Origin of the sequence: Thermococcus celer Vu 13 = JCM 8558 (assembly GCF_002214365.1) — an archaeon.
Taxonomy (GTDB): Archaea; Methanobacteriota_B; Thermococci; order Thermococcales; family Thermococcaceae; genus Thermococcus; species Thermococcus celer.
This window is the reverse complement of sequence record NZ_CP014854.1, coordinates 391,755-414,612: the sequence shown is the minus strand read 5'-3', so window position 1 is coordinate 414,612 and position 22,858 is coordinate 391,755. Positions and strand designations below refer to the sequence as shown.

General features: G+C 58.0%; 22 protein-coding genes. 9 read left to right on the top strand and 13 right to left on the bottom strand.

Features of this window, described 5'->3' with window-relative positions; translation table 11 throughout:
- Nucleotides 1-39: 39 nt before the first annotated feature.
- The 3 genes from A3L02_RS02300 to A3L02_RS02290 form a co-directional block, all read right to left on the bottom strand.
- Nucleotides 40-612, bottom strand: coding sequence for a CBS domain-containing protein (locus tag A3L02_RS02300; RefSeq protein WP_088862434.1), 573 nt, complete (start codon nt 610-612; stop codon nt 40-42).
- Between the two features lie 262 nt (nt 613-874).
- A complete protein-coding gene (locus A3L02_RS02295; RefSeq protein ID WP_088862433.1) occupies nt 875-1,744 on the bottom strand; it encodes a DMT family transporter in 870 nt (289 codons plus the stop codon).
- A gap of 194 nt (nt 1,745-1,938) precedes the next feature.
- Nucleotides 1,939-3,648: a hypothetical protein gene (locus A3L02_RS02290; RefSeq protein ID WP_088862432.1), complete on the bottom strand. Its 1,710-nt coding sequence runs from the start codon at nt 3,646-3,648 to the stop codon at nt 1,939-1,941.
- A 114-nt stretch (nt 3,649-3,762) separates the two neighbouring features.
- On the opposite strand from A3L02_RS02290, the gene A3L02_RS02285 reads away from it, so the two are divergent.
- Entirely contained in the window at nt 3,763-5,226 is a 1,464-nt protein-coding gene (locus A3L02_RS02285) for a DHH family phosphoesterase (RefSeq protein ID WP_088862431.1), read from the top strand.
- Here the strand turns inward: A3L02_RS02285 and A3L02_RS02280 are convergent, their stop codons facing one another.
- From A3L02_RS02280 to A3L02_RS02260, 5 genes are read right to left on the bottom strand one after another with little or no spacing between them, the layout of a single operon-like run.
- On the bottom strand, nt 5,227-5,436 hold the full coding sequence (locus A3L02_RS02280) for a PRC-barrel domain-containing protein (RefSeq protein ID WP_088862430.1): 210 nt from the start codon (nt 5,434-5,436) through the stop codon (nt 5,227-5,229).
- A 41-nt stretch (nt 5,437-5,477) separates the two neighbouring features.
- Entirely contained in the window at nt 5,478-5,996 is a 519-nt protein-coding gene (locus A3L02_RS02275; RefSeq protein ID WP_088862429.1) for a hypothetical protein, read from the bottom strand.
- Complete coding sequence (locus A3L02_RS02270) at nt 5,993-6,631, bottom strand: DUF120 domain-containing protein (protein ID WP_088862428.1); 639 nt, start codon at nt 6,629-6,631, stop codon at nt 5,993-5,995. Before A3L02_RS02270 ends, A3L02_RS02275 begins: the two co-directional genes overlap by 4 nt.
- Complete coding sequence (locus A3L02_RS02265) at nt 6,628-7,197, bottom strand: endonuclease V (RefSeq protein ID WP_088863805.1); 570 nt, start codon at nt 7,195-7,197, stop codon at nt 6,628-6,630. The genes A3L02_RS02270 and A3L02_RS02265 overlap by 4 nt, the downstream gene beginning before the upstream one ends.
- 15 nt (nt 7,198-7,212) lie before the next feature.
- The gene (locus tag A3L02_RS02260; protein ID WP_088862427.1) at nt 7,213-7,842 is read right to left on the bottom strand and encodes a translin family protein; all 630 of its coding nucleotides are present in this window, start codon (nt 7,840-7,842) and stop codon (nt 7,213-7,215) included.
- A 229-nt stretch (nt 7,843-8,071) separates the two neighbouring features.
- Here A3L02_RS02260 and A3L02_RS02255 point away from each other — a divergent pair, with 229 nt between their 5' ends.
- Complete coding sequence (locus A3L02_RS02255) at nt 8,072-9,289, top strand: methionine adenosyltransferase (protein WP_088862426.1); 1,218 nt, start codon at nt 8,072-8,074, stop codon at nt 9,287-9,289.
- Nucleotides 9,290-9,344: 55 nt separating this feature from the next.
- On the opposite strand, the gene A3L02_RS02250 is transcribed toward A3L02_RS02255, so the two are convergent.
- On the bottom strand, nt 9,345-9,560 hold the full coding sequence (locus tag A3L02_RS02250) for a hypothetical protein (RefSeq protein ID WP_088862425.1): 216 nt from the start codon (nt 9,558-9,560) through the stop codon (nt 9,345-9,347).
- Between the two features lie 136 nt (nt 9,561-9,696).
- Here A3L02_RS02250 and A3L02_RS02245 point away from each other — a divergent pair, with 136 nt between their 5' ends.
- Both A3L02_RS02245 and A3L02_RS02240 read left to right on the top strand, forming a co-directional pair.
- Nucleotides 9,697-10,239: an adenylate kinase family protein gene (locus A3L02_RS02245; RefSeq protein ID WP_088862424.1), complete on the top strand. Its 543-nt coding sequence runs from the start codon at nt 9,697-9,699 to the stop codon at nt 10,237-10,239.
- Between the two features lie 12 nt (nt 10,240-10,251).
- Entirely contained in the window at nt 10,252-10,902 is a 651-nt protein-coding gene (locus A3L02_RS02240; protein WP_088862423.1) for a metallophosphoesterase, read from the top strand.
- Here A3L02_RS02240 and A3L02_RS02235 read toward each other — a convergent pair.
- The 3 genes from A3L02_RS02235 to proS all read right to left on the bottom strand — a co-directional run bounded on the left by A3L02_RS02235 (nt 10,899) and on the right by proS (nt 15,313).
- Nucleotides 10,899-12,068, bottom strand: a complete 1,170-nt coding sequence (locus A3L02_RS02235) for a pyridoxal phosphate-dependent aminotransferase (protein WP_088862422.1) — start codon at nt 12,066-12,068, stop codon at nt 10,899-10,901. The genes A3L02_RS02240 and A3L02_RS02235 overlap by 4 nt on opposite strands.
- 92 nt (nt 12,069-12,160) lie before the next feature.
- The gene (locus A3L02_RS02230; RefSeq protein WP_088862421.1) at nt 12,161-13,771 is read right to left on the bottom strand and encodes a carbamoyltransferase family protein; all 1,611 of its coding nucleotides are present in this window, start codon (nt 13,769-13,771) and stop codon (nt 12,161-12,163) included.
- 93 nt (nt 13,772-13,864) lie between these two features.
- Nucleotides 13,865-15,313, bottom strand: a complete 1,449-nt coding sequence (gene proS, locus A3L02_RS02225) for a proline--tRNA ligase (RefSeq protein ID WP_088862420.1) — start codon at nt 15,311-15,313, stop codon at nt 13,865-13,867.
- A gap of 124 nt (nt 15,314-15,437) precedes the next feature.
- Between proS and A3L02_RS02220 the strand changes: the two genes are divergently transcribed.
- The 5 genes from A3L02_RS02220 (at nt 15,438) to A3L02_RS02200 (ending at nt 20,606) form a co-directional block, all read left to right on the top strand.
- Nucleotides 15,438-16,439 carry a 2-hydroxyacid dehydrogenase gene (locus A3L02_RS02220; protein ID WP_088862419.1) on the top strand — a complete coding sequence of 334 codons (1,002 nt, stop codon included), beginning with the start codon at nt 15,438-15,440 and terminating at the stop codon, nt 16,437-16,439.
- A 63-nt stretch (nt 16,440-16,502) separates the two neighbouring features.
- Nucleotides 16,503-17,276, top strand: a complete 774-nt coding sequence (locus tag A3L02_RS02215) for a sulfite exporter TauE/SafE family protein (RefSeq protein WP_237268623.1) — start codon at nt 16,503-16,505, stop codon at nt 17,274-17,276.
- A gap of 230 nt (nt 17,277-17,506) precedes the next feature.
- A complete protein-coding gene (locus tag A3L02_RS02210; protein WP_088862417.1) occupies nt 17,507-18,262 on the top strand; it encodes a sulfite exporter TauE/SafE family protein in 756 nt (251 codons plus the stop codon).
- A 235-nt stretch (nt 18,263-18,497) separates the two neighbouring features.
- Nucleotides 18,498-19,718: a hypothetical protein gene (locus A3L02_RS02205; protein WP_088862416.1), complete on the top strand. Its 1,221-nt coding sequence runs from the start codon at nt 18,498-18,500 to the stop codon at nt 19,716-19,718.
- Nucleotides 19,719-19,751: 33 nt separating this feature from the next.
- Nucleotides 19,752-20,606 (top strand): helix-turn-helix transcriptional regulator, encoded by an 855-nt coding sequence (locus A3L02_RS02200; protein WP_088862415.1) that lies wholly within the window; start codon nt 19,752-19,754, stop codon nt 20,604-20,606.
- Between the two features lie 3 nt (nt 20,607-20,609).
- Here the strand turns inward: A3L02_RS02200 and metG are convergent, their stop codons facing one another.
- Nucleotides 20,610-22,841, bottom strand: a complete 2,232-nt coding sequence (gene metG, locus A3L02_RS02195) for a methionine--tRNA ligase (RefSeq protein ID WP_088862414.1) — start codon at nt 22,839-22,841, stop codon at nt 20,610-20,612.
- Nucleotides 22,842-22,858 lie beyond the last annotated feature (17 nt).

The window sequence follows — 22,858 nt, the reverse complement described above, 5'->3', positions numbered from 1 at the left end:
TAAAAACTTTCCCAGAACGGGAAAAGGGCAAAGATGATTCTATTCCCTCGTCTTTCCTATCCTGAAGATATCCACGCGGGTTATGATCCCAACCAGCTTTCCAGCCCTGTCCTGGACCAGAACCGCGGGGCGCTCCTCAAGGAGGTACTTGACGACCTCGAGGTCTTCGTCCCCGTTGACTATCGGGAAAGGTTCCTCCATAACCTCCATGACCTTCCTGTCGTAGATGTCCTCGTACTCGAGGCTCTGCCTGACCAGCGTTCGCTCCGTTATGGAACCGACGACCTTGTTGCCCGCTATAACAGGAATCTGAGAGATGTTGTGCTCGTTCATCAGCTTGATGACGTTCTCGACCCTCTCGTAGGGCTTGACCGAGATAACCGGGGAGGACATGACGTCCCTCGCCTTGAGCTGGGCCCTCTTGCACTCGAGCAGGGCCTGAAGGATCCTGTTGAAGGTCGATAACCGGGGATCGACCTTTCCCGCCTCCAGCTTGGCCACGTAGGCCTGTGTCACGCCGGCCTTCCTCGCGAGCTCTTCCTGGGTTATGCCGAGTTCCTTCCGGATTCGCCTTATCTCCCTCGGGTCGATGGGGCGGGGGATCGTAACCATGAATAACCACCGGTTATTCATTTTATTCTCAGAGGTTATAAGCCTTCCTCAGAAGGGGATCGAACTGTGGGCCGGGTACAGAGGCCCGCGTTCATCCTTCGCGCGGGTGGATGCTCCCGGCCCTGTGGGCTCGGCGTGAGCACTCTCCGCTCACAGAGCCCGATACCTCGCGGAGGCGGGTTGACCGAGCCCGTGCGAGGAGACGATTGTCCCCCCGCTGTCGGCGGGTAAAGTTACGTGCAGGGGCTTAAAAACCTGAGCCTCAGGCGGTGGATATCAGTATCACACCGAGCACCGCCAGTACGAGACCCTCAAGTATCCTTTTGTTCGGGGATTCCTTCAGCAGGACTATCGCCAGGGCGGAGGATATTATCGGGTTTATGGCCGAAACCGGGGCGGCCACCTCGGACCCAACGAGGTTTACCGAGTACACAAAGAAGTACTGGCCGATTAAAAGTCCGAAGAGTGCGGCACCGAAAAGAACCGCCAGCTCTTTTCTCGTGACCGCCCTGAGCTCCTCCCAGAACCTCGGGAGAAAGAGGGTAACCCCGAGGGCGGCCAGCACCATCCTCAGCCCGGCCAGTGTCAGGGCTTCAACGTACCCCGTAAGCCAGTCCATCATGAGTATGGCCAGGCTCCACGATATGGGGGCGAGGAGTGCGAAGAGAAAGGCCTTTCCGTTAATGTGCTCCTCCTCTTCCGCCTTCCTAACGATGACTATTGCCGCAACGACCAGAAATGCACCGAGGATTACCTGCGGTTTTATGCTCCTTCCAAGGAAGAGGAAATCCCAGAGTATGGTCCAGAGTGGATACGTGGAGGTTATCGGCACGGTTCTTGATACGCCGGCAATGTTAAGGGCGTTGAAGTAGAAGTAGTCCCCTATGACAAAGCCGAACTGTGCCGAGACAAAGGCCACAACGAGGGTAAGGGGCGGTAGAGACGCTATCTCGGAAAACCTCCCCGTGACCAGGAAAATGCCCGCAAAGAGAACCGACACTATGTAGAGTCGTATTATGTTAACCGCTATCGGGCTTTTGCCCCTCATACCAACCTTTATTAAAATCGTGGAGACCGCCCACGAAAACGCCGAAGTGAGCGCCGCCGCAATCCCAAGGAGTAGATAACCCATGTTGAGCGGGACAACGTTCAGCTTAAAAACTTAGCGTTTAGATATAAAACGAAGAAACCCCGTACCTCGTGTCATAACCGCTCCCGGTGAACACAGTTAAATACTCCGGGAACCCATGGAAATACGGATGATGACCTCGGCAGAACTGACGTCAGGATGATGAGGATCTTGAGTGCTGACGATAAAGGGAAAAATCAACGGAGAATTATCTTTAGCTTTCTCAATTTTATCCCTACTCCGTATTCCTTTGAGACTTCCCGGATGGTTCGTTTTATCATCTCCTCGATGTCCCTCTTTATCTTGGCATCTGAGACCCCCGAGAACGATCCGAAGAGTCCCCCCGTCTCCTCCCGGATGAAACTCGTTTCGATGTCAACCACCACCGTGGAGCCCTCGATCTCGTGGTTCATCTTGAGCCATTTGAACGTGACCCTCGGGATGAGTTTCATCTCGGCGTGTACCCTCGCCTTCAGGGTCTCTATCGCGGGTTCTATGCGGCTTTTAAGCATGGTCTCCTCGGCTTCTTTTCTCTTCTCCTCTGTCAGGGGTGCCAGTTCGTCTATTCCAGCCTGTTTGAGCATCTTCTCGACTTCCTTCTCGAGGAGTTCCTTCTTTGCAAGGACCTCGGCGGCTTTGCCCGAGGCCACCCTGGGGGCCTTTCTGGCGGCGCTCACCACGGAGGGTGTTAGGATCTCGACGTCGACGTTGTGGACGGTTATGTACCGGTTTATGGATCTGCCAAGTTCCTTGGCGTGTCTTGTGAGAACATCCCTGACGAGTTTCTCCACGTTCTCCTTGGTCATCCTTGACTCCCCGACCAGGGACAGGTTGATCTCGAACTCCCTCCTTCCCTTGATGTCAAAGTACGCTTTCTCAACCTTTACTCCCGCCCCCTCCAACTCTCCTATGGCGGTCCTGGCGTAGGCGCTGAAATACGGCCAGACGTCCTCAAGGACCGAGAGGGTTATCCTCCCGTCCTTCGTCACGTCGCCGGTTTTCTTTTTGTCCCTGTCCATTATCTCCTGGGGCCTGATCTCCTGCCCGTCGATGTGGATCCTGACGTCCCTGATTATGGGTTTGACCTCCGCCTCCCTGAGAAGAACCGGTGCGTACTTGCTGACCGCGTGGAGCATCCTCTTCTCCGCGATCTCTATGTCCGTAGAGTCCCCGGTGGAGTTGCCGTATATGTGGACGTTCAGGTAAACCACACCCTCACCGACGTTCGCGTTGAACTGAATCCTGTTGATCCTCAGCCCCCTGATCCTCTTGGCCTCCCTTAGGAGGTCTTCGGCGTACAGCTGGAACGCCCTCTCCGGTATCTCTCCACCGGTGAGGTTAATAACGACCTCCGGCCTTCCGGCTGGGGGCTGTTCTTTCTCTTTCGCGGGTTTCTTCTCGGTGGCAACCTCGGTTTTTTCCTTCACCTGTGCCTCCGTTTGCGGCACTACCCTGGGGGTTCCCTGCTCGACGGCCGTTGGACTCTTTGATTCCGTTCCTTCTTTCTTCGGCGGGCCTTCCCCGGTCTTCCCGAACAGTTCCTCTATAGGTACCTTGGGCGTCTTAACGTAGACGTCAACGTTGTCCGCTATTGAAAGCTTGATCTCCAGCTCGTCGAGGGTGTAAACGTCGACGACCATGGGTTTGTCCAGGAGTGACTTCAAAAGGCTGATTGCCTCATCCCCGCTGAGGTTCTGGTTTTTGTCCACCAGCAGGCATTCGGCAGCGAGCACCTTGGATCTATCGAGGAGTACCGTTATGTAGTACTTTCCGGCGGAATCCTTGGCGAATATCTTTAGAAACGCGCCGCTTCCCTTCGAGAGACCCTCCCGGATGAGATCCCCAAGCTCCTCCGGTGAGGTCACCACAACGTTCTCGGTGAGCGGCTGTTTATCCGGCAGCTGCATTCCCATCACCATTAGCTATATATATCCCTCGGTCGAAGAAATCCCGTAAGGAGTTCACCGTCTTAGTATATCGGCGCTTGTATTTAAACATTATCGTGCAAAAAGGTGAGAAACATGCGGGTGCTGGTACTTGGGGGCGGAGCGATAGGTCGCTCAATAGCGGACTCCCTGAGGGGGGAGTTCGAGGTCGTGATCGTTGAGAAGGACGAGCTTCGAGCGAGGGCCCTCGAGGAGAGTGGGTTCCAGGTCGTTCAGGGTGATTTTTCGTACACGGCGACGTTGCTGAAGGCGGGTGTAGATAAGGCCGAGCTCGTTATAATCACCGTAATGGACATCGACACGATAAAGAAAACCATCTACGTGATAAGGACCAACAACAAAGACGTGCCGATCCTCACCCTCATCCCCGACGAGGTAACCCTCGACGAACTCGTCTCCCAAATCAACGAGGAGTTCGAGGCTGGGATCAGGGTCGAGTACGCTGTCTCGCCCCGGAGTGCCATCAGGGACGCCGTGGTGAGGACGGTGGAGATGCTCGGCGAGAGGAAGAACGCCAACCTGCTCGTTAAAAAGCTCACCGAGTTAAAGGAGGAGGGAGATTCCCTCCTGATAGTCATGCACGATAACCCCGATCCCGATTCCATAGCCGGAGCAACGGCGCTCAGCGTCATAGCCCAGACGCTCGGTTTCAAAACCCAGATAGTGTACGGGGGCGAGATAACCCACCACGAGAACAGGGCGTTCGTCAACCTTCTCGGGATCGACCTGAAGAGGGTCTCCCGCGGCTCCTACGAGCTCAAGCGCTATCCCTTCATGGCCCTCGTGGACTGCCAGCCCAACGGGAACCTGACTGTACTCGAGCGGGAGGACTACAAGAGGATAAGGATAGTTATAGACCACCACCAGATACTCCAGCACCTTCAGGAGCTTCTCCCGGCCGATGCTTTCCTCGACATAAGGCCAGAGGTCAACTCCTCCTCATCGATACTGGTTGAATACCTCCGCACCCTCGAGATTCCGCTTTCACCCGCCCTCGCGACGGCGCTCTTCTACGGTATCTACATCGATACCAAAAAGTTCTCCAAGCTAAGCCACGTTGACCTGAAGGCGATAGAGTTCCTCGCCGGAAAAGTTGACTACGAGCTACTCGACAAGATAGAGCACCCGGACATAAGCACCGAAACGGCTGAAATACTCGCCAGGGCCATAATGAACCGGCGCATCTACAAGAACGTCATCGTCAGCAACGTTGGGTTCATAACCAACCGCGATGCCATAGCCGAATCAGCCGATTTTCTCCTCCACCTGGAGGGGATAACCACCGTCCTCGTCTTCGGCATAGTTGACGACAGGATAGAGATGTCGGCAAGGACCCGTGACGTCAGGGTAAACATAGGGAAGGTGATGAAGGAGGCCTTTGGGGACATCGGCAGCGGTGGCGGTCACTCTCAATCGGGCGGCGCCAGGATTCCCCTCGGAATCTTCAAGCTCGCAAAGGATAAGAACTCACTTCTGAAGCTCGCCGAGGAGGCGATAACCGAAAAGTTCCTCGAGGCGTTAAAAGTTAAAGAGGGATGATCACTCCTCTTTCGCTTTTACAAGGATTATATCGCCTATTGCGGTGACCCTATCGTAGGGAACGCCGACCTTCTCCCCTGGGAGGCCCAGGGCGAGCACCCTTGCCTTGCCCCGCTCTATCTCGATCAGGATCTCATCGACGTAACCAACGTAATAACCCCTGGTGTTGTATATCTGCTTCCCGTAGAGCCTCGAGAGACGCATCACCATTTTAATCACCGCATGGGGTTGTCGGTGAACGTATTTAAACGTTACCTCCTTGGGATGTTTCTTGCCACCGTGAACGCCCATCTGCCAAAGACGGCAAAAAAGGTCAGTATTGCCCCCATGACTCCGATGGTAAAGAGACTAACAACCGCCCCCTCCGAGGCCTGCAGGGGCGGGTAGCCCCTGAACGTTAGCATTGCGACGGTGAAACCACCAAAGTACGTTAAAGGTACCAGGAACATGTCGAGAAAACCGCTGGTCCCCACGAGCATCATCATCGCCACGACGACGGCAAGGAACGCGTAGACCTCACTGGAACTGAGGTCCCCCACCATCCAGAGGCCGGCAAGAGATGTCGTTGCCGCAAACCCCAGGGGGAAAGCGTAGGCGGAAGCGCGGGTGTTCACCGGATACCTAACTCCCAAAAGCGCCCCCACGATCATTCCCACGTATATCAGGTACGCAAAGTTCTCGTTATTCGTCGGTGAGTACATCCCGACGGCCACGACGAACCCCACGAAAGCGCCAACACCCGCCCAGGTGAGTACCGAACGCGGGTTCATTCTCTCACAACCTCCACCCTGACCCTGCTACCGTCCTTCAGCCCCAGCTCCTTCCGGAGGTACACGGGGGCAACTATCTCGGCTATCTTTGGCGGATGGACCGTCCTTGAGGGTATGACTATGGCCCCCTCCATCCCATCTATTCTGACCCTGTAGGCTTTAACGTCCCCGAAGGTCCTTCCCTCTTTCGTGAAACCGGGTAGAATCACCGGTCTAACGCCGCATAACGCATCGAAAACCGTCTTCGGAAACAGCACGCGGACGTTCAGGGTGCCCGGGTAAGGGTCGAAGCCGAGGTACTCCTTTATCAGGTGGGAGTACTGCTTAACGTAGTACGCCCCCTCCCCTATTCCCGATATTACCTCCCCGAGGATCACGCCGTTGTAGAGTGCCTCCGAGATGGCATCGCAGAGGTTCTCCAGGAAGGCCAGCCCCTCGGGGCTCACCTCAACGCACGTCTTTCTGCCCACCACCTCCCTCTCCACCAGCCCCTCCTCTTCCATCTCCTCAATGAGTCTAAGAACCGACTGCGGGGAGGTTCCGAGTTCCCCGGCGAGCTCCCTCAGGGTTATCTTTATCTTCCTGCCAATCGCACCCTTCCGAACGAGCAGTATGAGCAGCTGAACCCTCTTCATAGACTTCCCCTCTTCGACAACCTGTCCGCGAGCCTCAGCGGAGCTGGATACCCGTTCTCGAGCAGAGGCTCAACTATCCTCACCGCAGACTCCAAGTCGATTAAGTGCCCGACGCTTACATAAGCTTTTCCCACCCTCCTGAACTTATCCCCCGCGACCCCTTTCAGGCTCTTTTTGGCGACACCGATCGTCGATTTTCCAAGCAGCAGCCCGATGTGGGACGCCAGACCGTAGCCCCTGGGATGGGCCTTCCCGTGCCCCTCCACGAGGAGGACGTCGAACCCCTCCCCCTTAGCCGCCAGGAGGATGGGCCGCGTCTCCCTGAGGAAAAAGAAGGTGGATACGTAAGGGAAGGGAACCTCCGTTTCGATTACCCTGGCCTTTAACACCTCGCAGTCCGGATACGAGCAGAGGACGAAGGCCGCCCTGGCCGTGTCGCCGTAAGAAACGTCGACCGCCCCCACGGTCTGGATCTCCCCTATCGGTATAGGCCTCTCAACTATCCTCCTGGCGAGTTTGGCCTGAACCTCCGCTATCCTCCCGAGCTTTTCATTTAATTCACTAATCACACAATCACCTAATTATGTAATTGCATTATCCCTCATCACCGCCTCAAGCCTCTCCTCGAGTTTCCTGTTCAGCTTTGCCCTCGTCAGGTCTTCAAGCGTCCTCTCGAGGATGTGCCTCGCCTGATCCTGCTTCTGGCGGACGTTCACGAGGCCCTTGGGGTACTCGAGGGTCATGAGCTCCTCGTATACATCCTCCATGAACCGGTAAACGTTCTCCGCCCCGGCCACGTCCCCATCGAGGAGGAGCAGTAGAAAGCGCCTCCTCAGCTCCCCTATGAAGTCACCGATTCCGAGCGCGTAGTCCGCGTGCGGAACCCCAAGCTCGGAGGGTGACGGGAACTCTCCCCCGCTCATGTAGGCGAAGAACAGGCTCGCCTCCACGAACTCCTGATGGGCGCTCTGGACGTAGCCGGTGAAGTAAATATCGGGGTGGTTTTCGAGCTTCCCCCTCAGCTCATCGACCTTTCCCCTGACGGCCTTCAGTCTCTCCCCCGCCTTCTCAACCTCACCCCTGTGGAGGGCCTTTATGGTGTCCCCGCTGAGCCGCACGATCTCACGCGTGAGTTTCAGCGCCTCCTCCCTGATCCCGTCCTTCTCGTCGAGAACCTCGCGTATCTCACGGATGATTTCCCTCAGTTCCATGTTCCCACCCGTACTACCTACGTTGGGACCTTAAAAAGTGTGGGTTCCCCGTGTCCTTCGATAGCCCGGGGAACGTCCTTGAACACGTTCGTTGTGAAACATCTTCGGGAAGAACCCCGGGATTTTCCGATTTAATAACTGGTGGGAATATCAGTAACTCAAATTCATGCCGAAAAGTATATAAGCGGATGAACAGAGGTGCCCATACAGACCTTAAGGGGTGACGCTCATGGTGGAGAAGGTTAGGAACATAGTGGTTGAGGAGCTCATGAGGACTCCGGTGGAGATGCAGCAGGTCGAGCTCGTGGAGAGGAAGGGTATAGGCCACCCTGACAGCATAGCCGACGGGATAGCCGAGGCCGTCAGCAGGGCCCTCAGCAGGGAGTACATAAAGAGATACGGCATAATCCTCCACCACAACACCGACCAGGTGGAGGTTGTGGGGGGCAGGGCCTACCCACGCTTCGGCGGCGGCGAGGTCATCAAGCCGATCTACATACTCCTCTCCGGAAGGGCCGTTGAGATGGTCGACCGCGAGCTCTTCCCGGTTCACGAGGTGGCTATAAAGGCCGCCCGCGAGTACCTCAAGAAGGCCGTCAGGCACCTCGACCTTGAGAACCACGTCGTCATCGACTCCCGCATCGGCCAGGGGAGCGTGGACCTCGTCGGCGTCTTCAACAAGGCCAAGGAGAACCCGATTCCGCTCGCCAACGACACGAGCTTCGGCGTCGGCTACGCCCCGCTCAGCGAGACGGAGAAGATAGTTCTTGAAACGGAGAAGCTCCTCAACGGCGACGACTTCAAGAGGAAGCACCCGGCCGTTGGAGAGGACATCAAGGTCATGGGCCTCAGGAGGGGCGAGGAGATAGACCTCACCATCGCCGCGGCCATTGTGGACAGCGAGGTCGACAACCCGGACGACTACATGGCCGTCAAGGAGGCCATCTACGAGGCCGCCCGGGGAGTGGTCGAGGAACACACCGAGAGGAAGGTCAACGTCTACGTCAACACCGCCGACGACCCGAAGAAGGACATCTACTACATAACCGTCACCGGAACCAGCGCCGAGGCGGGGGACGACGGCAGCGTCGGCAGGGGCAACCGCGTCAACGGGCTCATTACCCCGAACAGACACATGAGCATGGAGGCCGCCGCCGGAAAGAACCCCGTCAGCCACGTCGGGAAGATATACAACCTCCTCTCGATGCTCATAGCCAGCGACATCGCGGAGCAGGTCGAGGGCGTCGAGGAGGTCTACGTCAGGATACTCAGCCAGATAGGCAGGCCGATAGACGAGCCCCTCGTCGCCAGCGTCCAGGTCATCCCCAAGAAGGGCTACAGCATCGAGGCCATACAGAAGCCGGCCTACGAGATAGCGGACGCGTGGCTCGCCGACATCACGAAGATACAGAAGATGATACTGGAGGACAAGCTCAGCGTCTTCTGAGCTTCTCCATCGCTCTTATTTTTCTCCGTTTGAATCCTTAAAAGTTTTGAAAAGCTCAGATGGCAGGGCGGCCGTTCTGCTTGAGGACCCTGAGGAGCCTCGCCTCCTCAAGGGCGAGGGCGACCTTCTCCTTCTTTATCTTGGCGAGCTTCCTGGCGGCGTCCTTTCTCTGGCGGGCGGCCCTGATAAGCCGGGCCTCCTCCAGCATGAGGAGCTCCCTCTGCTCCTTCACAACGTGCAGTTTTTTCTGGAGTAATTTTAGCCTCTCCATTCCGCGTCACCGGGCCTATATAGAAACTGTAGTCCTTAAAAGGTTTTCGCTGAATGCCATGCCTAACTTCGGCGATTAACGATAATCACGCATATAAACCCCGGGACGAAAGAAGGATAGCTCGGAGGTCAAAGCGATGATAATAGCCGTGACCGGTACCCCCGGGGTCGGCAAGACCACCGTCTCAAAGCTCTTGAGCGAGAGGCTCGGTTACGATTACGTGAGCGTGAAGGATTTCGCCCTCGAGAGGGGACTGGGGGAGCCGGCAGGGGACGAGGTGGAGATAGACGTCGATGCCTTAGCTAAGGAAGCCGGGGCCGCGTTCCAGGATGAGGATGTCGTAATCGACGGCCACCTCAGCCACCACGTCCCGGCCGACCTCGTCGTGGTTCTCCGTCTCCATCCAAAGGATGTGGCCGAGAGACTCAAAGCCCGCGGATACCCCCGTAAAAAGCTGGCCGAGAACGTTGAGGCCGAGCTGATAGATGTGATCCTCGTCGAGGCCCTTGAAAGGAACGGGAACGTTCTGGAGGTCGACACCACCGGCAAAACGCCTGAAGAGGTCGTCGAGGAGATTTTAGCGCTCATCGATGGGGGTGTGAAGAGGAGGGTCGGGGTAGTGGACTGGAGCAACGCTTACGACGATATCCTGCCCTACCTGATGCTTGGCAACGATTAGGGGGGTGGTTCCATGAGGTTAATCGCGGTGACCGACATCCACGGTGATCACAGGAAGTCAAGAAAACTCGCCGAGGTTCTACGGGAAGAAGAATTCGATGCCCTGCTTGTGGCGGGAGATTTAACGCACTTCAGCGGTTCTGGGGAGGCGAGAAAAGTCCTCAAGCCACTCCTTGAGCTCGGCAAACCGCTCTTCGCCGTCCACGGGAACTGCGATGGGCGGGACGTTCCGGAGCTTTTGAGCGAGCTCGGGGTAAACGTCCACGATAATCGGGTTGAACTCGGGGGAATTGGAATCATCGGAGTCGGAGGCTCGAACGTTACGCCGTTCCATACCCTCTGGGAGCTCACCGAGGACGAGATTCAGGGGATACTCGAACGGAACTACCGCAGAGGGGACATCATCCTCTCCCACGTCCCTCCCCACGGAACCGTGGCCGATAGGGTTCACTCCGGCCATCACGTCGGTAGCAGGGCGTTAAGGGAGTTCATCGAGAGGGAAGGCCCCCCTCTGGTCGTCTGCGGCCACATACACGAGGGGCGGGGAATCGACAGGGTCGGAGGAACAACCGTTGTGAACCCGGGCCCGCTCTTCAGGGGCTACTACGCCGTTGTGGAGCTCGAAAGGGGAAAGGAAGTAAAGGTGGAGTTAAAAAGGCTTTAGACGAGCTTCTTCTCCCTCAAAACTTTCTCCATCCTGTCCATGGCCTCCTCAAGCTTCTCGTAGGCCGTGGCGTAGCTTATCCTGATGTAGCCCTCCCCGGCCTTTCCGAAGGCCGAACCCGGAACGACGGCGACCCTCGCCTCGCGCAGCATCAGTTCGCTGAACTCCCTGTCGGTTAGGCCAGTCTCCTTCACGCGCGGGAAGATGTAGAAGGCTCCCTTCGGCTTGACCGTTGGAAGGCCCATCTCGTTCAGGCGCTTCCAGACGAGGTTCCTCCTCCGGTCGTACTCCTTCCGCATCTCCTCGACGGCCCTCCAGCTGCGTTCGTCTTTCAGGGCCCTGGCGGCGGCGTACTGGGCGAACGTGACAGGACAGGTCGCGTTGTACATCTGGAAGCGGGTCATCCTCTCGATAACCCACTCTGGGGCCGCGACGAAGCCGAGCCTCCAGCCGGTCATGGCGAAGGTCTTGGAGAAGCCGTTGATGGTTATCGTCCTCTCGAAGGTTCCGTCGAGGGAGGCTATGCTGTGGTTCCTCACGCCGTCGTAGACGAAGTGCTCGTAGACCTCGTCGCTGAGGATCATGAGGTCATGCTCCACCGCGAAGTCCGCTATCTCCTCGAGGTCCTTCCTCTTGAGAACAGCGCCCGTCGGGTTGTTCGGGGTGTTTATTATGAGCGCCCTCGTCTTCTCCGTCACGTGTCTCTCGAGGTCCTCAACGGAGAGCCTGAAGTCGTTCTCCTCGTAGGTGGGGACCTCGACGGGCTTTCCACCGGCGAGGAGAACGGCGGGGGCGTAGCTGACGAACATCGGGCTGGGTATGAGGACCTCCTCACCGTCCCTGAGAAAGGCCGCGAGCCCCATCAGAAAAGCCTGGTTGGCACCGACGGTCACCATGACCTGCGTTTTGGGGTCAACCTCGATGCCGTTCTGCTCCTTCAATTTCCACGCCACCGCCTCCCTCAGCATCGGCAGTCCCGCGTTCGGGCCGTAATGGGTCATCCCCCTATCGAGGGCCTCCTTAGCGTACTCCCTGATATGCTCCGGGGTGTCGAAGTCGGGTTCACCTATCCCGAGGGAGATTAATCCTTCGATCCCCTGGGCCAGGTCAAAGAGCTTCCTAATCTCAGAAGGGTTGACGAGTTCGAGCCTGTCGCTCAGCGCCATGAGCATCACCCGCTCCTCCTTCGGGGCGATGTTTATAACTTTACCTCGAGAAAAAGATGTACTTCAATGCGCTGAAAAGTACCTCAATGAGCTCAATTCCAAACCGCGAACCCCTCGACGACCAGCAGGTCAAGCCCCGCGTTCCTGAAAGTCCTGAGGGCATCGGCCGGGGAGCAGACTATGGGTTCTCCGTGCATGTTGAAGCTCGTGTTGAGAACCGCCCCCAGTCCCGTCCTCCGCTCGAAGGCTTTGATTAAATCGTAGTAAACCGGGTTGACCTCCCTCCGCACCGCCTGCGGCCTCGTCGTGCCGTCCACGTGGACGACCGCAGGTGCTAACTCTTTGAACTCCTCGCCCGCCGCGTAGCTCATCGTCATGAACTCGTTCGGCCATCCGTTCAGGTCCTCAAGGTACTCACGAGCTTTTTCCCAGAGCAGGGAAGGCGCGAAGGGCTGGAAGACGTCCCTCCTGAGGGCGACGTTGAGCCTCTCCTTAACCCCCTCTTCCATTGGGTTCGCCAAGATCGAGCGGTTACCCAGGGCCCTCGGTCCGAACTCCATCCCCCCCGCCACGAAGCCCACGAGCCTGCCCTCCGATAGGGCATCGGCGACGAAACCCGGGACGTCATCGACCTCCTCGAACTCAGCGCCCTCCTTCCTAAGGAACTCCTCGACCTCTCCCTTTTCATAGGCCGGCCCGAGGTAGACGTGCCTCAGCCTGGACGGTCCCCACCTTCCGTCGAGCCTCTCAAACTGCGCCTTCACGAAGACCGCGGCTCCAAAGGCCAGCCCGCCGTCGTCCATCGCCGGAAAGACCCAGAGGTTATCGTCGCCGAGGATACGCCTCAGCACGGCGTTGGCCTTGACGTTCTGGGCGACCCCACCGGCGTAGGCGACCGGAAGTCCCCTATCCCTCAGCCTGAGCCCGAGCTCTCCGACGAGCTTCTCCAGATGCGCCTGGGCGCTCGCCGCTATCTCAATCGCCCTCTTCTGGAGCTCCCCCCCGAGGTCCCCCCGCTTCATCCGGAGGGCTGTCTCCCTGGCGCGGCTGAGCGGGTAGTTGAAGAGCTCCGCCAGCCTTCTCGTTGCCTCGACCCCGATGAGGCCGAGGTGGTTGTCGAAGCTCAGGCCGTTAAGCCCGATTATCGAGCTCAGGTCGTAGGCCGGCCTCCCGTAGGCGGCCAGGCTCATCACCTTGCCCTCGTGGCGCATCGGTTTGAAACCCAAGAGCTCGGTAACGGAGGCGTAGAAGTCCCCGAGGGAGTCGAGGTAGGTGCTCTGGGCTATCCTCACCAGTTCGCCGTCCCTTCCGACGTAAATCGAGGAGCTCAGGCCGTCGCCGGCGGCGTCTATGCTCACCGCGAGGGCATCGCGCCAGCCGGAGGTGTAGTAGGCAGAGGCCGAGTGGGCGAGGTGGTGCTCGACGAAGAGAACCTTCCCCTTGAAATCCGGTCCGAAGGTCCTCCTGAGGTTCCCCTCCAGCTCGAGCAGTCTTTTTCGCTTCCGGAACACCCCCGCGACCGCTATGACCTCTATATCCTCGGGGGAGGCGCCGGCCATCTCCATGACCTTCCTGACGCTCAGCTCCGGAAAACCCCGGTACTTCTTGACGCGGTTGAGCCTCTCCTCGTTCACCGCGAATACCCTATCGTCATCGATTAGCACCGCACCGGCGTCGTGACCGTCGTGGATCCCCAGAATCATGGTGGTGGGTTCCACCTTCCATTTTTAAATGTTGAGAAGGAACGGCAAATCCAACGGCATTAACATCAAAAGAAAGCCGAGAAAGGATAAAGGTCAGTACGTCCTCGCGAACCTCGCTATGAACTTAGCTTCCCTGCCGCAGACCGGGCACTTTTTGCCCACGGGGGCCTTAGCCTTCCCCTCCGGGTAAGGTGTCCCGAGCATCTTGGCGTCGAGGATCTCCTCCATCTCGAGACCGCACTTCTCCTCGCCGCACCAGGGTATCTCAACTATTCCCCGCCTGTCCTCGAAGACCTCCTTCGCCTCCTCTATCGTCTCAACGCGCTTGATGTGCCCCTCGAGGAACTCCCTTGCACGGTCGTAGAGGTTCTCGTGGATTTTATCCAGGGTCGTCCTGACCTCATCAACCAGTTTATCGCGCTCAACCGTGACCTTCTCGAGGGTGTCGCGCCTCGCGAGGACCGCATTCTTCCCCTCAACGTCCCTCGGACCTACCTCGATGCGGAGCGGGACGCCCTTGAGCTCCCAGTCGTAGTACTTCCTTCCGGGCCTTATGTCGCGCTCGTCCACGTGAACCCTGAGCCCAGCGGTCCTGAGTTCTTCAGCGAGCTCGCGGGCGTAGGCGAAGACGTCCGCCTCGGCGTTCTTCTTGGGTATCGGAACGATGACGACCTGTATCGGGGCTATCGTGGGCGGCAGGACCATTCCCCTGTCGTCGCCGTGTATCGCTATGACCGCCGCGAGGAGGCGCTCGCTCATCCCGAAGGTCGTCTGGTGCACGAACTCGTGCTCCCCGTTCTCCGTCTCGTACTGGATGTTGTAGGCCCTTGCGAAGTTCTGCTTATAATTGTGCATCGTGCCTATCTGAAGCGTCCTGCCGTCGGGCATCATTACCTCCGCCCCGAGGGAGTAGTAAGCACCGGGGAACTTGTCCCACTCGGGCCTCCTCGAGATTATGTACGGCAGGGCCAGGAGATTCGCGAGTCTGTCGAATATCTCGAGGTCCTCCTTTATCTGCCTCTCGGCGTCCTCAAAGCTGTCGTGGGCCGTGTGGGCCTCGAAAAAGCGGCTTATCTCCCTGACCCTGATGAGGGGCCTCGTGTGCTTGGTCTCGTAGCGGTAGACGTTGACTATCTGGTATATCTTGAAGGGAAGGTCGGCGTGGGACCTTATCCAGAGGGAGAACATCGAGTACATGGCGGTCTCGCTCGTCGGCCTCATGATGAGCCTGACGTCGAGGGGCTCGTGGCCCGCGTGGGTGACCCAGAAGACCTCGCCCTCGAAGCCGGCTATGTGCTCGGCCTCCTTCTGGAACTCGGTCTCGGGGATGAGCGCGGGGAAGAGAACCTCGTCGTGCCCTGTTCTCTCCATCTCCGCGTGGATGAACCCCTCGATGTTCCTCATGATTTTAAGGCCGTACGGGAGCCAGATGTTCATGCCCTTGACCGGATAGCGCTTGTCCTGTATTCCGGCGGTCTCGATCAGCTCGTTGTACCACTCGCTGAACTCCTCGCTCCACCTCTTCCTCTCAACTTTACCCATCTGCACCACCTAACGGGAGAAACCGGAAAAGTTTTTAAGTTTTCCCGGTGGCGGTTCGGAGCTTTGACGAAGGGCAAAGGAAAAACTTATTAGGTCGTTTCGATAAACATCTTAAGGTGATACCATGAGGCCGAAGGTGGCGATTCTGTTCAAGATGAAGAGCAAGCCCGTTGAGGAGCTCAGGAAGTACGCCGACGTCGATTTCATCCTTTATCCAAGCGTTGACGAGCTCAAGGAGCGAATCGGGGAGTTCGACGGCGTCATAATCTCGCCGCTGAACAGGTTCCCGCGCGAGGTGATCGAGAGAGCCGAAAGGCTTAGGGTCATAAGCTGTCATTCGGCTGGCTACGACCACGTGGACGTTGAGGCCGCGACGGAGAAGGGGATATACGTCACGAAGGTCTCGGGGGTTCTCAGCGAGGCCGTCGCCGAGTTCGCCGTGGGGCTAACGATAGCGCTCCTCAGGAAGATAGCCTACACGGACAGGCTGATACGCTCCGGGAAGTGGGAGAGCCACGCGATGATATGGAGCGGATTCAAGGAAATCGAAACGGTCTACGGCAAGAAGGTCGGCATCCTCGGCATGGGCGCCATCGGGAAGGCCATAGCGAGGAGAATGAAGGCGATGGGCACGGAGATCCTCTACTGGTCGCGCTCGAGGAAGCCCGACATCGAGAAGGAAGTTGGAGCCGTGTATAAACCCCTTGAGGACGTTCTCAGGGAGAGCGACATCGTCATCCTCGCCCTTCCAGCAACCCCCGAGACGTACCACGTAATCAACGGGGAGAGGCTTAAACTCCTCGAGGGGAAGTACCTCGTCAACATAGGCAGGGGGACGCTCGTCGACGAGAAAGCCGTAACCAGGGCCATCGAGGAAGGGAAGCTCAAGGGTTACGCGACGGACGTCTTCGAGAAGGAGCCGGTTCAGGAGCATGAGCTGTTCAGTTACGAGTGGGAGACGGTTCTAACGCCCCACCACGCGGGCCTTTCGAGGGAGGCCATGGAGGACATGGGCTTCCAGGCCGTGAGGAACCTCCTGGTGGTCCTCCGCGGTGAGATCCCGGAGACGCTCGTGAACCGCGAGGTGGTGAAGGTGCGCCCGCCTGAGGAGGTCAGGATGCTCTGATGTGTGCTCCTTTTCCCTAAACCCGTTTAGGTCTGGAATAGGATGGTGTTTGAGGGTGATCCCGTGCTAAGGTACGTTGGATACATCGGCTACTTCACGGTGGGCGTTGTCATCGGCATCCTCGCCGCTTTGTTCGGTCTCGGGGGCGGCTTTCTGATAGTTCCAACGCTGAACTTCCTCGGCGTCGAGATACACCATGCAGTTGGAACGTCGAGCGCGGCCGTGGTCTTCACATCCCTCAGCTCGGCAATAGCCTACGCGAGGCAGGGCAGGGTACACTACAAAGCAGGCCTTCTGCTGGCCTCGACGGCCGTGTTCGGTGCCTACATCGGCGCGTGGATGACGGGCTACATAAGCGCCGGGGAACTGAAGGTCATCTTTGGGGCCGCCCTTATACCCGTGGCCATCAGGACGTACAGGAAAAAGACGGTCGAGCCCGACGAGGTTAGGCTTGGGGAGATGAGGGTTAACTACCCCCTCGTTCCAGTCGGCGGCTTCTTCGCGGGGATAGCCAGCGGTCTCCTCGGCGTCGGCGGCGGCATAATAAACGTGCCCTTCTTGACCTACCTCGGCCTGCCGATACACTACGCCGTGGCGACGTCGAGCTTCGCGATAGTCTTCACGGCGAGCGCCGGTGCACTAAAGCACTATGCGATGGGCAACGTGGAGACGGTGTGGCTGGCCCTTCTCGTGCCGGGCCTCATCACCGGCGCCCAGCTCGGTGCGGGGATGGCGAAGCGGATGAAAGCCTCATCCCTGAGGAAAGCCTTCGCGGTCGTCATGGCCCTCCTGGCCCTCAGGATGATTCTGAAGGGCCTCGGCCTTCCGGTTCCTTAGTCTTCTCTCTTCTCCCTTTTATGTGTCCCACCAGCAGGGTGGCAAGATTAGCCATGTAACAAGCCACGCAATTACCAGGGGCCGGTCGTAGGGGGCGTCGAAGTTGGTGGAGGCTATCGACCCGGGCCGGGTTAAGGCGAAGGTTAAAACCACGAGAAGCCAGAACCTAAGGGTTTTCGGCCCCAACCTATCACCGCAGGATTTTTAACGCCCTTCTGAAAAGGGTTTCCATGCTGGATTACCTGCTCGACTTCGTCATCGGCCTCGGCATAGGCGTCATCGCCGGCCTCTTCGGCGTCGGCGGCGGCTTTCTGATAGTTCCGACGCTGGTATTCCTCGGCGTCCCGGTTCACGTCGCCGTCGGGACGAGTTTGGCGTGTATAGTCCTAAGCTCCCTTTCAGCGGGGATAACCCACATCAGGAAAGGGGCGGTTCTCTACCGCGTCGTCCTCGTGAAGGAGGTTTTTTCCGCCCCCACCGCGGTTCTCGGCGCCTACATGTCTTCTCTGCTTCCAGAGGCTTATCTAAAGCTGATTTTTGCTTTCCTTCTGCTCTACCTGGCGCTTCAAATGTGGAAAGGGAAGGAAAAAACGGATTACGGAATGGGAGGAGACCAATCAGGGGAAGTGGGCGAGACCAAAACCTTCAGGGTTGCAGTGGTAGGTGTCCTCGCGGGCCTCACCTCCGGCCTACTTGGAATCAGCGGTGGTGTGCTAAACGTTCCACTCTTCCACACCTACATCGGGATACCCATGCGCTACGCGGTGGGAACGTCAAGCCTCGCCCTGTTCTTCACGGCGCTGGCGGGCTCGATAGGCCATTACCGCCTCGGACAGCTTGACGTCCACACCGCCTTCCTCCTCGCCCCCGGCCTCATCGTGGGTGCAAGGATAGGGGCGCTCCTCGTCCATCGGGCTCATCCAGAGCACCTGCGGAGGGCCTTCGCCATCATCCTCGTGATAGTCGCGTTAAAGATGTTGCTGTAAGGTTTATTAGGGCTTCATCCGATCCGACCTATGGAGCGGACGGTAAGCTGAACCGTTGAATTCGAATGACTACGACCTCAATCCGCGGAGTTTTTAAATTTTAAAGAGGCAATGGCCATTATCGCTTACAAAAAGGCCCGTATAGCAGGTTTGAAATAAAATGGAACGCTCTGGAACGTTCGTTTCATCGGAGTCCTAAAATAAGGGGGGAGCGTAGCCATCATCGGTGATGCCAATGGGGAGGATGAAGGCATTTGCACTGGCCCTGGTGGCCCTGCTGGTAGGGAGCCTCGTACCGCTGGGGCTGGCGGCCACCGGAATGAACAACACCGCCAACACCACCGGTTCCTACGCGGGCGTAACTGACAACGCCACCAGAGAGATGGTTATAGCCGAGAACCTCGTGGAGAAGCTCCAGCGCCTGAGCAGGTTCGCCGAGGACAGGATAAAGCCCATGGAGGATAAACTACCGGAGAACTCGACGATACTGACCCATTACAGGCTCGCGGAGGGGTACAAGGAAAAGGCCGTGAAGGAGTACAGCGATGGGGGCTACTACGACTCGATACTCGATAGCCTTACCGCGATGCACCACTATAAGGTTGCCCTCTCGGCCCTAAAGGATACCAGGGAGAAAGTCCAGGACGCGAGGGAACGCATCAGGATGGAAATCGAACGCACCGGCGAGTACTTCCGGTTCGTTCAGAGAACGATAAGCATGGCGGAGAGGCAGGGGATAGACGTGAGCAACCTCACGGCGCTTTACAACGAGACTATGGAGGCCTACAAAGTTGTGCTCGATGACCTTAAGGCGGGCGACTACGAGAAGGCGAAGGCGGACTACGAGACCGCCAGGGAGAAGAGGGCCCTCCTCGATGAAGAGCTGAGGAAGGTTCACGAGGAGCTCGCCTACGCAAACGCCGATAAGGTCGTTAAAGACTTCCTGACCAAGGGCGAGAAGGGCATGGAGATAGCCAAGAAGGCCATCGAAGCCGGAAACGAGAAGGGCTACAACACCACGGAGCTTCAGGAGAGACTCGATGCGTTCTCAGAGCTTTACAACCGGGTCAAGGCCCTCGCGGACGATGGTAAGTACAGGGACGCACTGACCCTCATCATGGAGAACAGAAAGACGGTAGACGAGTTCCACAGGGCCATCGAGTTCGTGCTCAGGAAGGGCCGCGAGAGGGAGCTCGAGGAGAAGCTGAAGGATATCCACGCCTTCCTGGGGGAGATGAACTCCAGGATTCAGAAGGACGGGAAGGCCCTTCGCGAGCTTAAGAGGAAGGGCGTCGACACAAGGGGAGCGGAGATGAGACTGAGGGTGGCCGTGCAGGAGCTCAGGATAGGCGTCGACCTCCTCAGGGCGAGGAAACCGATGGATGCAAGGGCCCACTTCGCCGTAGCGCTGGATGAGCTCCACCAGGTTGAGGAGTTCATCCTTGCGCACTCCTGACCCTTTCCTTTTTCATTACGGGGGGATGCTTGAATGAGGGTCAAGGTCGCACTCATCCTGCTGATAACGCTCGTTCTCCTGCCCGGGGTTAGCCCCTATACCGTCTCCTCCCTCGTTCTGACGGTTTACGATGACGGTTACGTTAAGGTTGAATACGAGCTCCTCCCCTCGGAGTACTCCTCCCAGATCGAGCTCCCCCTCCTCGGCGAACACTACGAGAACGTTATCGTTGAGGACGGGAACGGCAATCCCGTTAACTTCGAGCTCGGGAACGGGAGCCTTCTAATCTACCCAGGGGACGCCGAGGTGGTCAACGTCTCCTACTACACCCCCGACCTGACGTCGAAGGAGGGGATGGTGTGGACGCTCAACGTCTCCACCGGCGATTCCTTCACGGTGGTACTGCCTGAAAACGCTATAGTGGTTGACCTGAGTGACGTACCCCTCGAGATAGCCGGCAACTCGATAACCATGCCCCCCGGAAACCAGAGCATCTCGTACACGCTCAACGGCAGGGACTCCGAAAGTGCGGGTGAAACCGGGAATTCAACGTATCCCCTGACGTATCCGGTGATCCTAACAGCTCTGGCGGTTCTCGGTGCGGTCGGGGGCGGCTACCTGCTCCGGAGACGGAAGGTGGAAGGGAAGCCGATGCCGAGCAGGGAGGAGTTCGAGGCCAAACTCGAGAACCTCGACCTCAACGAGGAGGAAAGGCGCGCGTTGCTCTACATCTTCGACAGGGGCGGAAGGGCCAGCCAGGCGGAAGTTCGCGAGGCCATCGGCCTGCCCAAGACCACCGCGTGGAGGATGTTCAGGCGCCTCGAGAGGAAGGGGCTGGTGAGGATCCTCAAGGGCAAAAAGGAGAACTGGGTGGAGCTCAGGCTATGAGCTTCACCTTATCCTCGAGCCCAGCTTCACTTCTTTATCCGGCATCAGCAGGGCGACGTTCTCCCCGTCGTCCGCCGCCAGGAGCATCCCCTGGCTCTCAACGCCGCGGAGCTTCTTGGGCTCGAGGTTGGCCACGATGACGACGTAGCGGTTGAGCAGCTCCTCGGGCCTGTAGTACTTCTTCAGCCCGGCGACCAGCTGTCTGACCTCGTCCCCGAGGTCCACCTTCACGAGGTAGAGCCTGTCGGCGTTCGGGTGGTCCTTCACCTCGATTACCTTCCCCACCCTAAGGTCGAGCTTCGCGAACTCATCGAAGCTTACGTATTCCATCTTCTCACCCCCATTTTTCTTGGCTTTCTCCTTTTTCGAGGCCTTTTTCGATTTTTCGGGTTTCTCGGCCTCGGTTTCGACTTCTTCCCCGTAGATGCTCCCGAGGATCGCGAGGGCCTCTTCCTTGTTCTTAAAGCGCTCGAGCGTTACCTTGATGACGTCTTCTTTCCGGTAGTACTTGTCGAGGAGCAGTCTCGCGCTGGCAGGGTTGCCGCGGGCTATGTGGTTCACGATGAAGTGGATTATATCCTCGTCCGTCACCTTCCTGAACATCGGCGTTGCCCTCCTGACCCTGTGGCCCGCGGGGACCTCGCTGAACTCCCACCTCTTCAACTCCTCGAGGTTGAGGAGGTGCCATATCCTCTCGCTCGCGTCGGGCAGGAACGGCTCAAGGAGGATTCCCAAAGCTTTCACTATCTGGATGGACACGTTCACCGTTGTGGCGGTTCTCGCGCGGTCGGTCTTCGCGGTCTTCCACGGCCTCTGGCGGTCGAAGTAGCGGTTGCCGAATATGGCTAACTCCATGACGCGCTTCAATGCATCCTTGAACCGGTAGTGGCCTATCAGCTCCCCCGTCTCCTCGAAGGCCCTCTCGATCTCCTTGAAGGCCTGTCTGTCGAGGTCATCCATTTCCCCCCTCTCGGGAACCACGCCGTCGAAGTAGCGGTTGGTGAAGGTCAGGGCGCGGTGCACGAAGTTGCCGAGGTTGTTCACCAGCTCCTCGTTTATCTTGGTCTTGAAGTCGGCGAAGCTGAAGTCGCTGTCCCTCGTTTCGGGCATTATCGCCGTGAGGTAGTACCTCAGGTAATCCGCCGGGAACGCGTCGAGGAACTCGTGGACCCATATCGCCCAGTTCCTGCTCGTGGAGAACTTCCTGCCCTCAAGGTTGAGGTACTCGTTAGCCGGGATGTCGTAGGGCAGGAGCCACTCGGCCTCGGTTTCTCCATCCCTGTACTTCCCGTAGGCCATCAGAAAGGCAGGCCAGAATATGGCGTGGAAGGGCACGTTGTCCTTGCCGATGAAGTGGATGACCTTCGTCTCCCCGTCGAGGTTCAGCCAGAACTTCTTCCAGTCGTTCTCCCTGCCCTCCCGCTTGAGGTGCTCCATCGTTATTGAGATGTAGCCTATCGGCGCTTCAAACCAGACGTAGAGGACCTTGCCCTTCACGTCCTCGTCGTCCAGCGGAACCGGAATGCCCCAGTCGAGGTCCCTCGTTATGGCCCTCTCCTCGAGGCCCTCCTTTATCCAGCCGAGGACCGTGTTCCTGACGTTGGGCTTCCAGTGCTCCTGCTTCTCCACCCATTCCCTCAGCCTGTCCTCGAAGTCCTTCATCCTGATGTAGTAGTGGGCGGAGTCCCTGAAGGTTATCGGGTTGCCACAGATGTTACAGCGCGGGTTTATCAGCTCCTCCGGCGTTAACGGGTGCCCGCAGACCTCGCACTGGTCCCCCCTCTGGTTCTCGGCGCCGCAGTAGGGGCAGGTCCCGACGACGTACCTGTCGGGAAGGAACATCCTGTCGTGCTCGCAGTAGGCCTGCTTGCTGACCTTCTTCACGAGGTGTCCGTTCTCGAGGGCCCTCAGGAAGAACTCCTGGCTGATCCTGTAGTGAACCGGTAGCTCGGTCCTGCCGAAGTAGTCGAAGCTTATCTTGGCCCTCTCGAAGGTCGTCTTTATGTGCTCGTGGAACTCGTCGACGATCTCCCTCGCGCTCCTCCCCTCCTTCAGCGCGCGGAAGGTTATGGGCGTGCCGTGCTCGTCCGTTCCGCATACGAAGAGGACCTCCTCGCCCCTCAGTCTGAGGTAGCGCACGAAGATGTCCGCCGGCAGGTAGGCTCCGGCCAGGTGTCCCGCGTGAATCGGTCCGTTAGCGTAAGGAAGCGCAGAGGTCACCATGTACCTGACCATTTTAACCACCGCCCCTG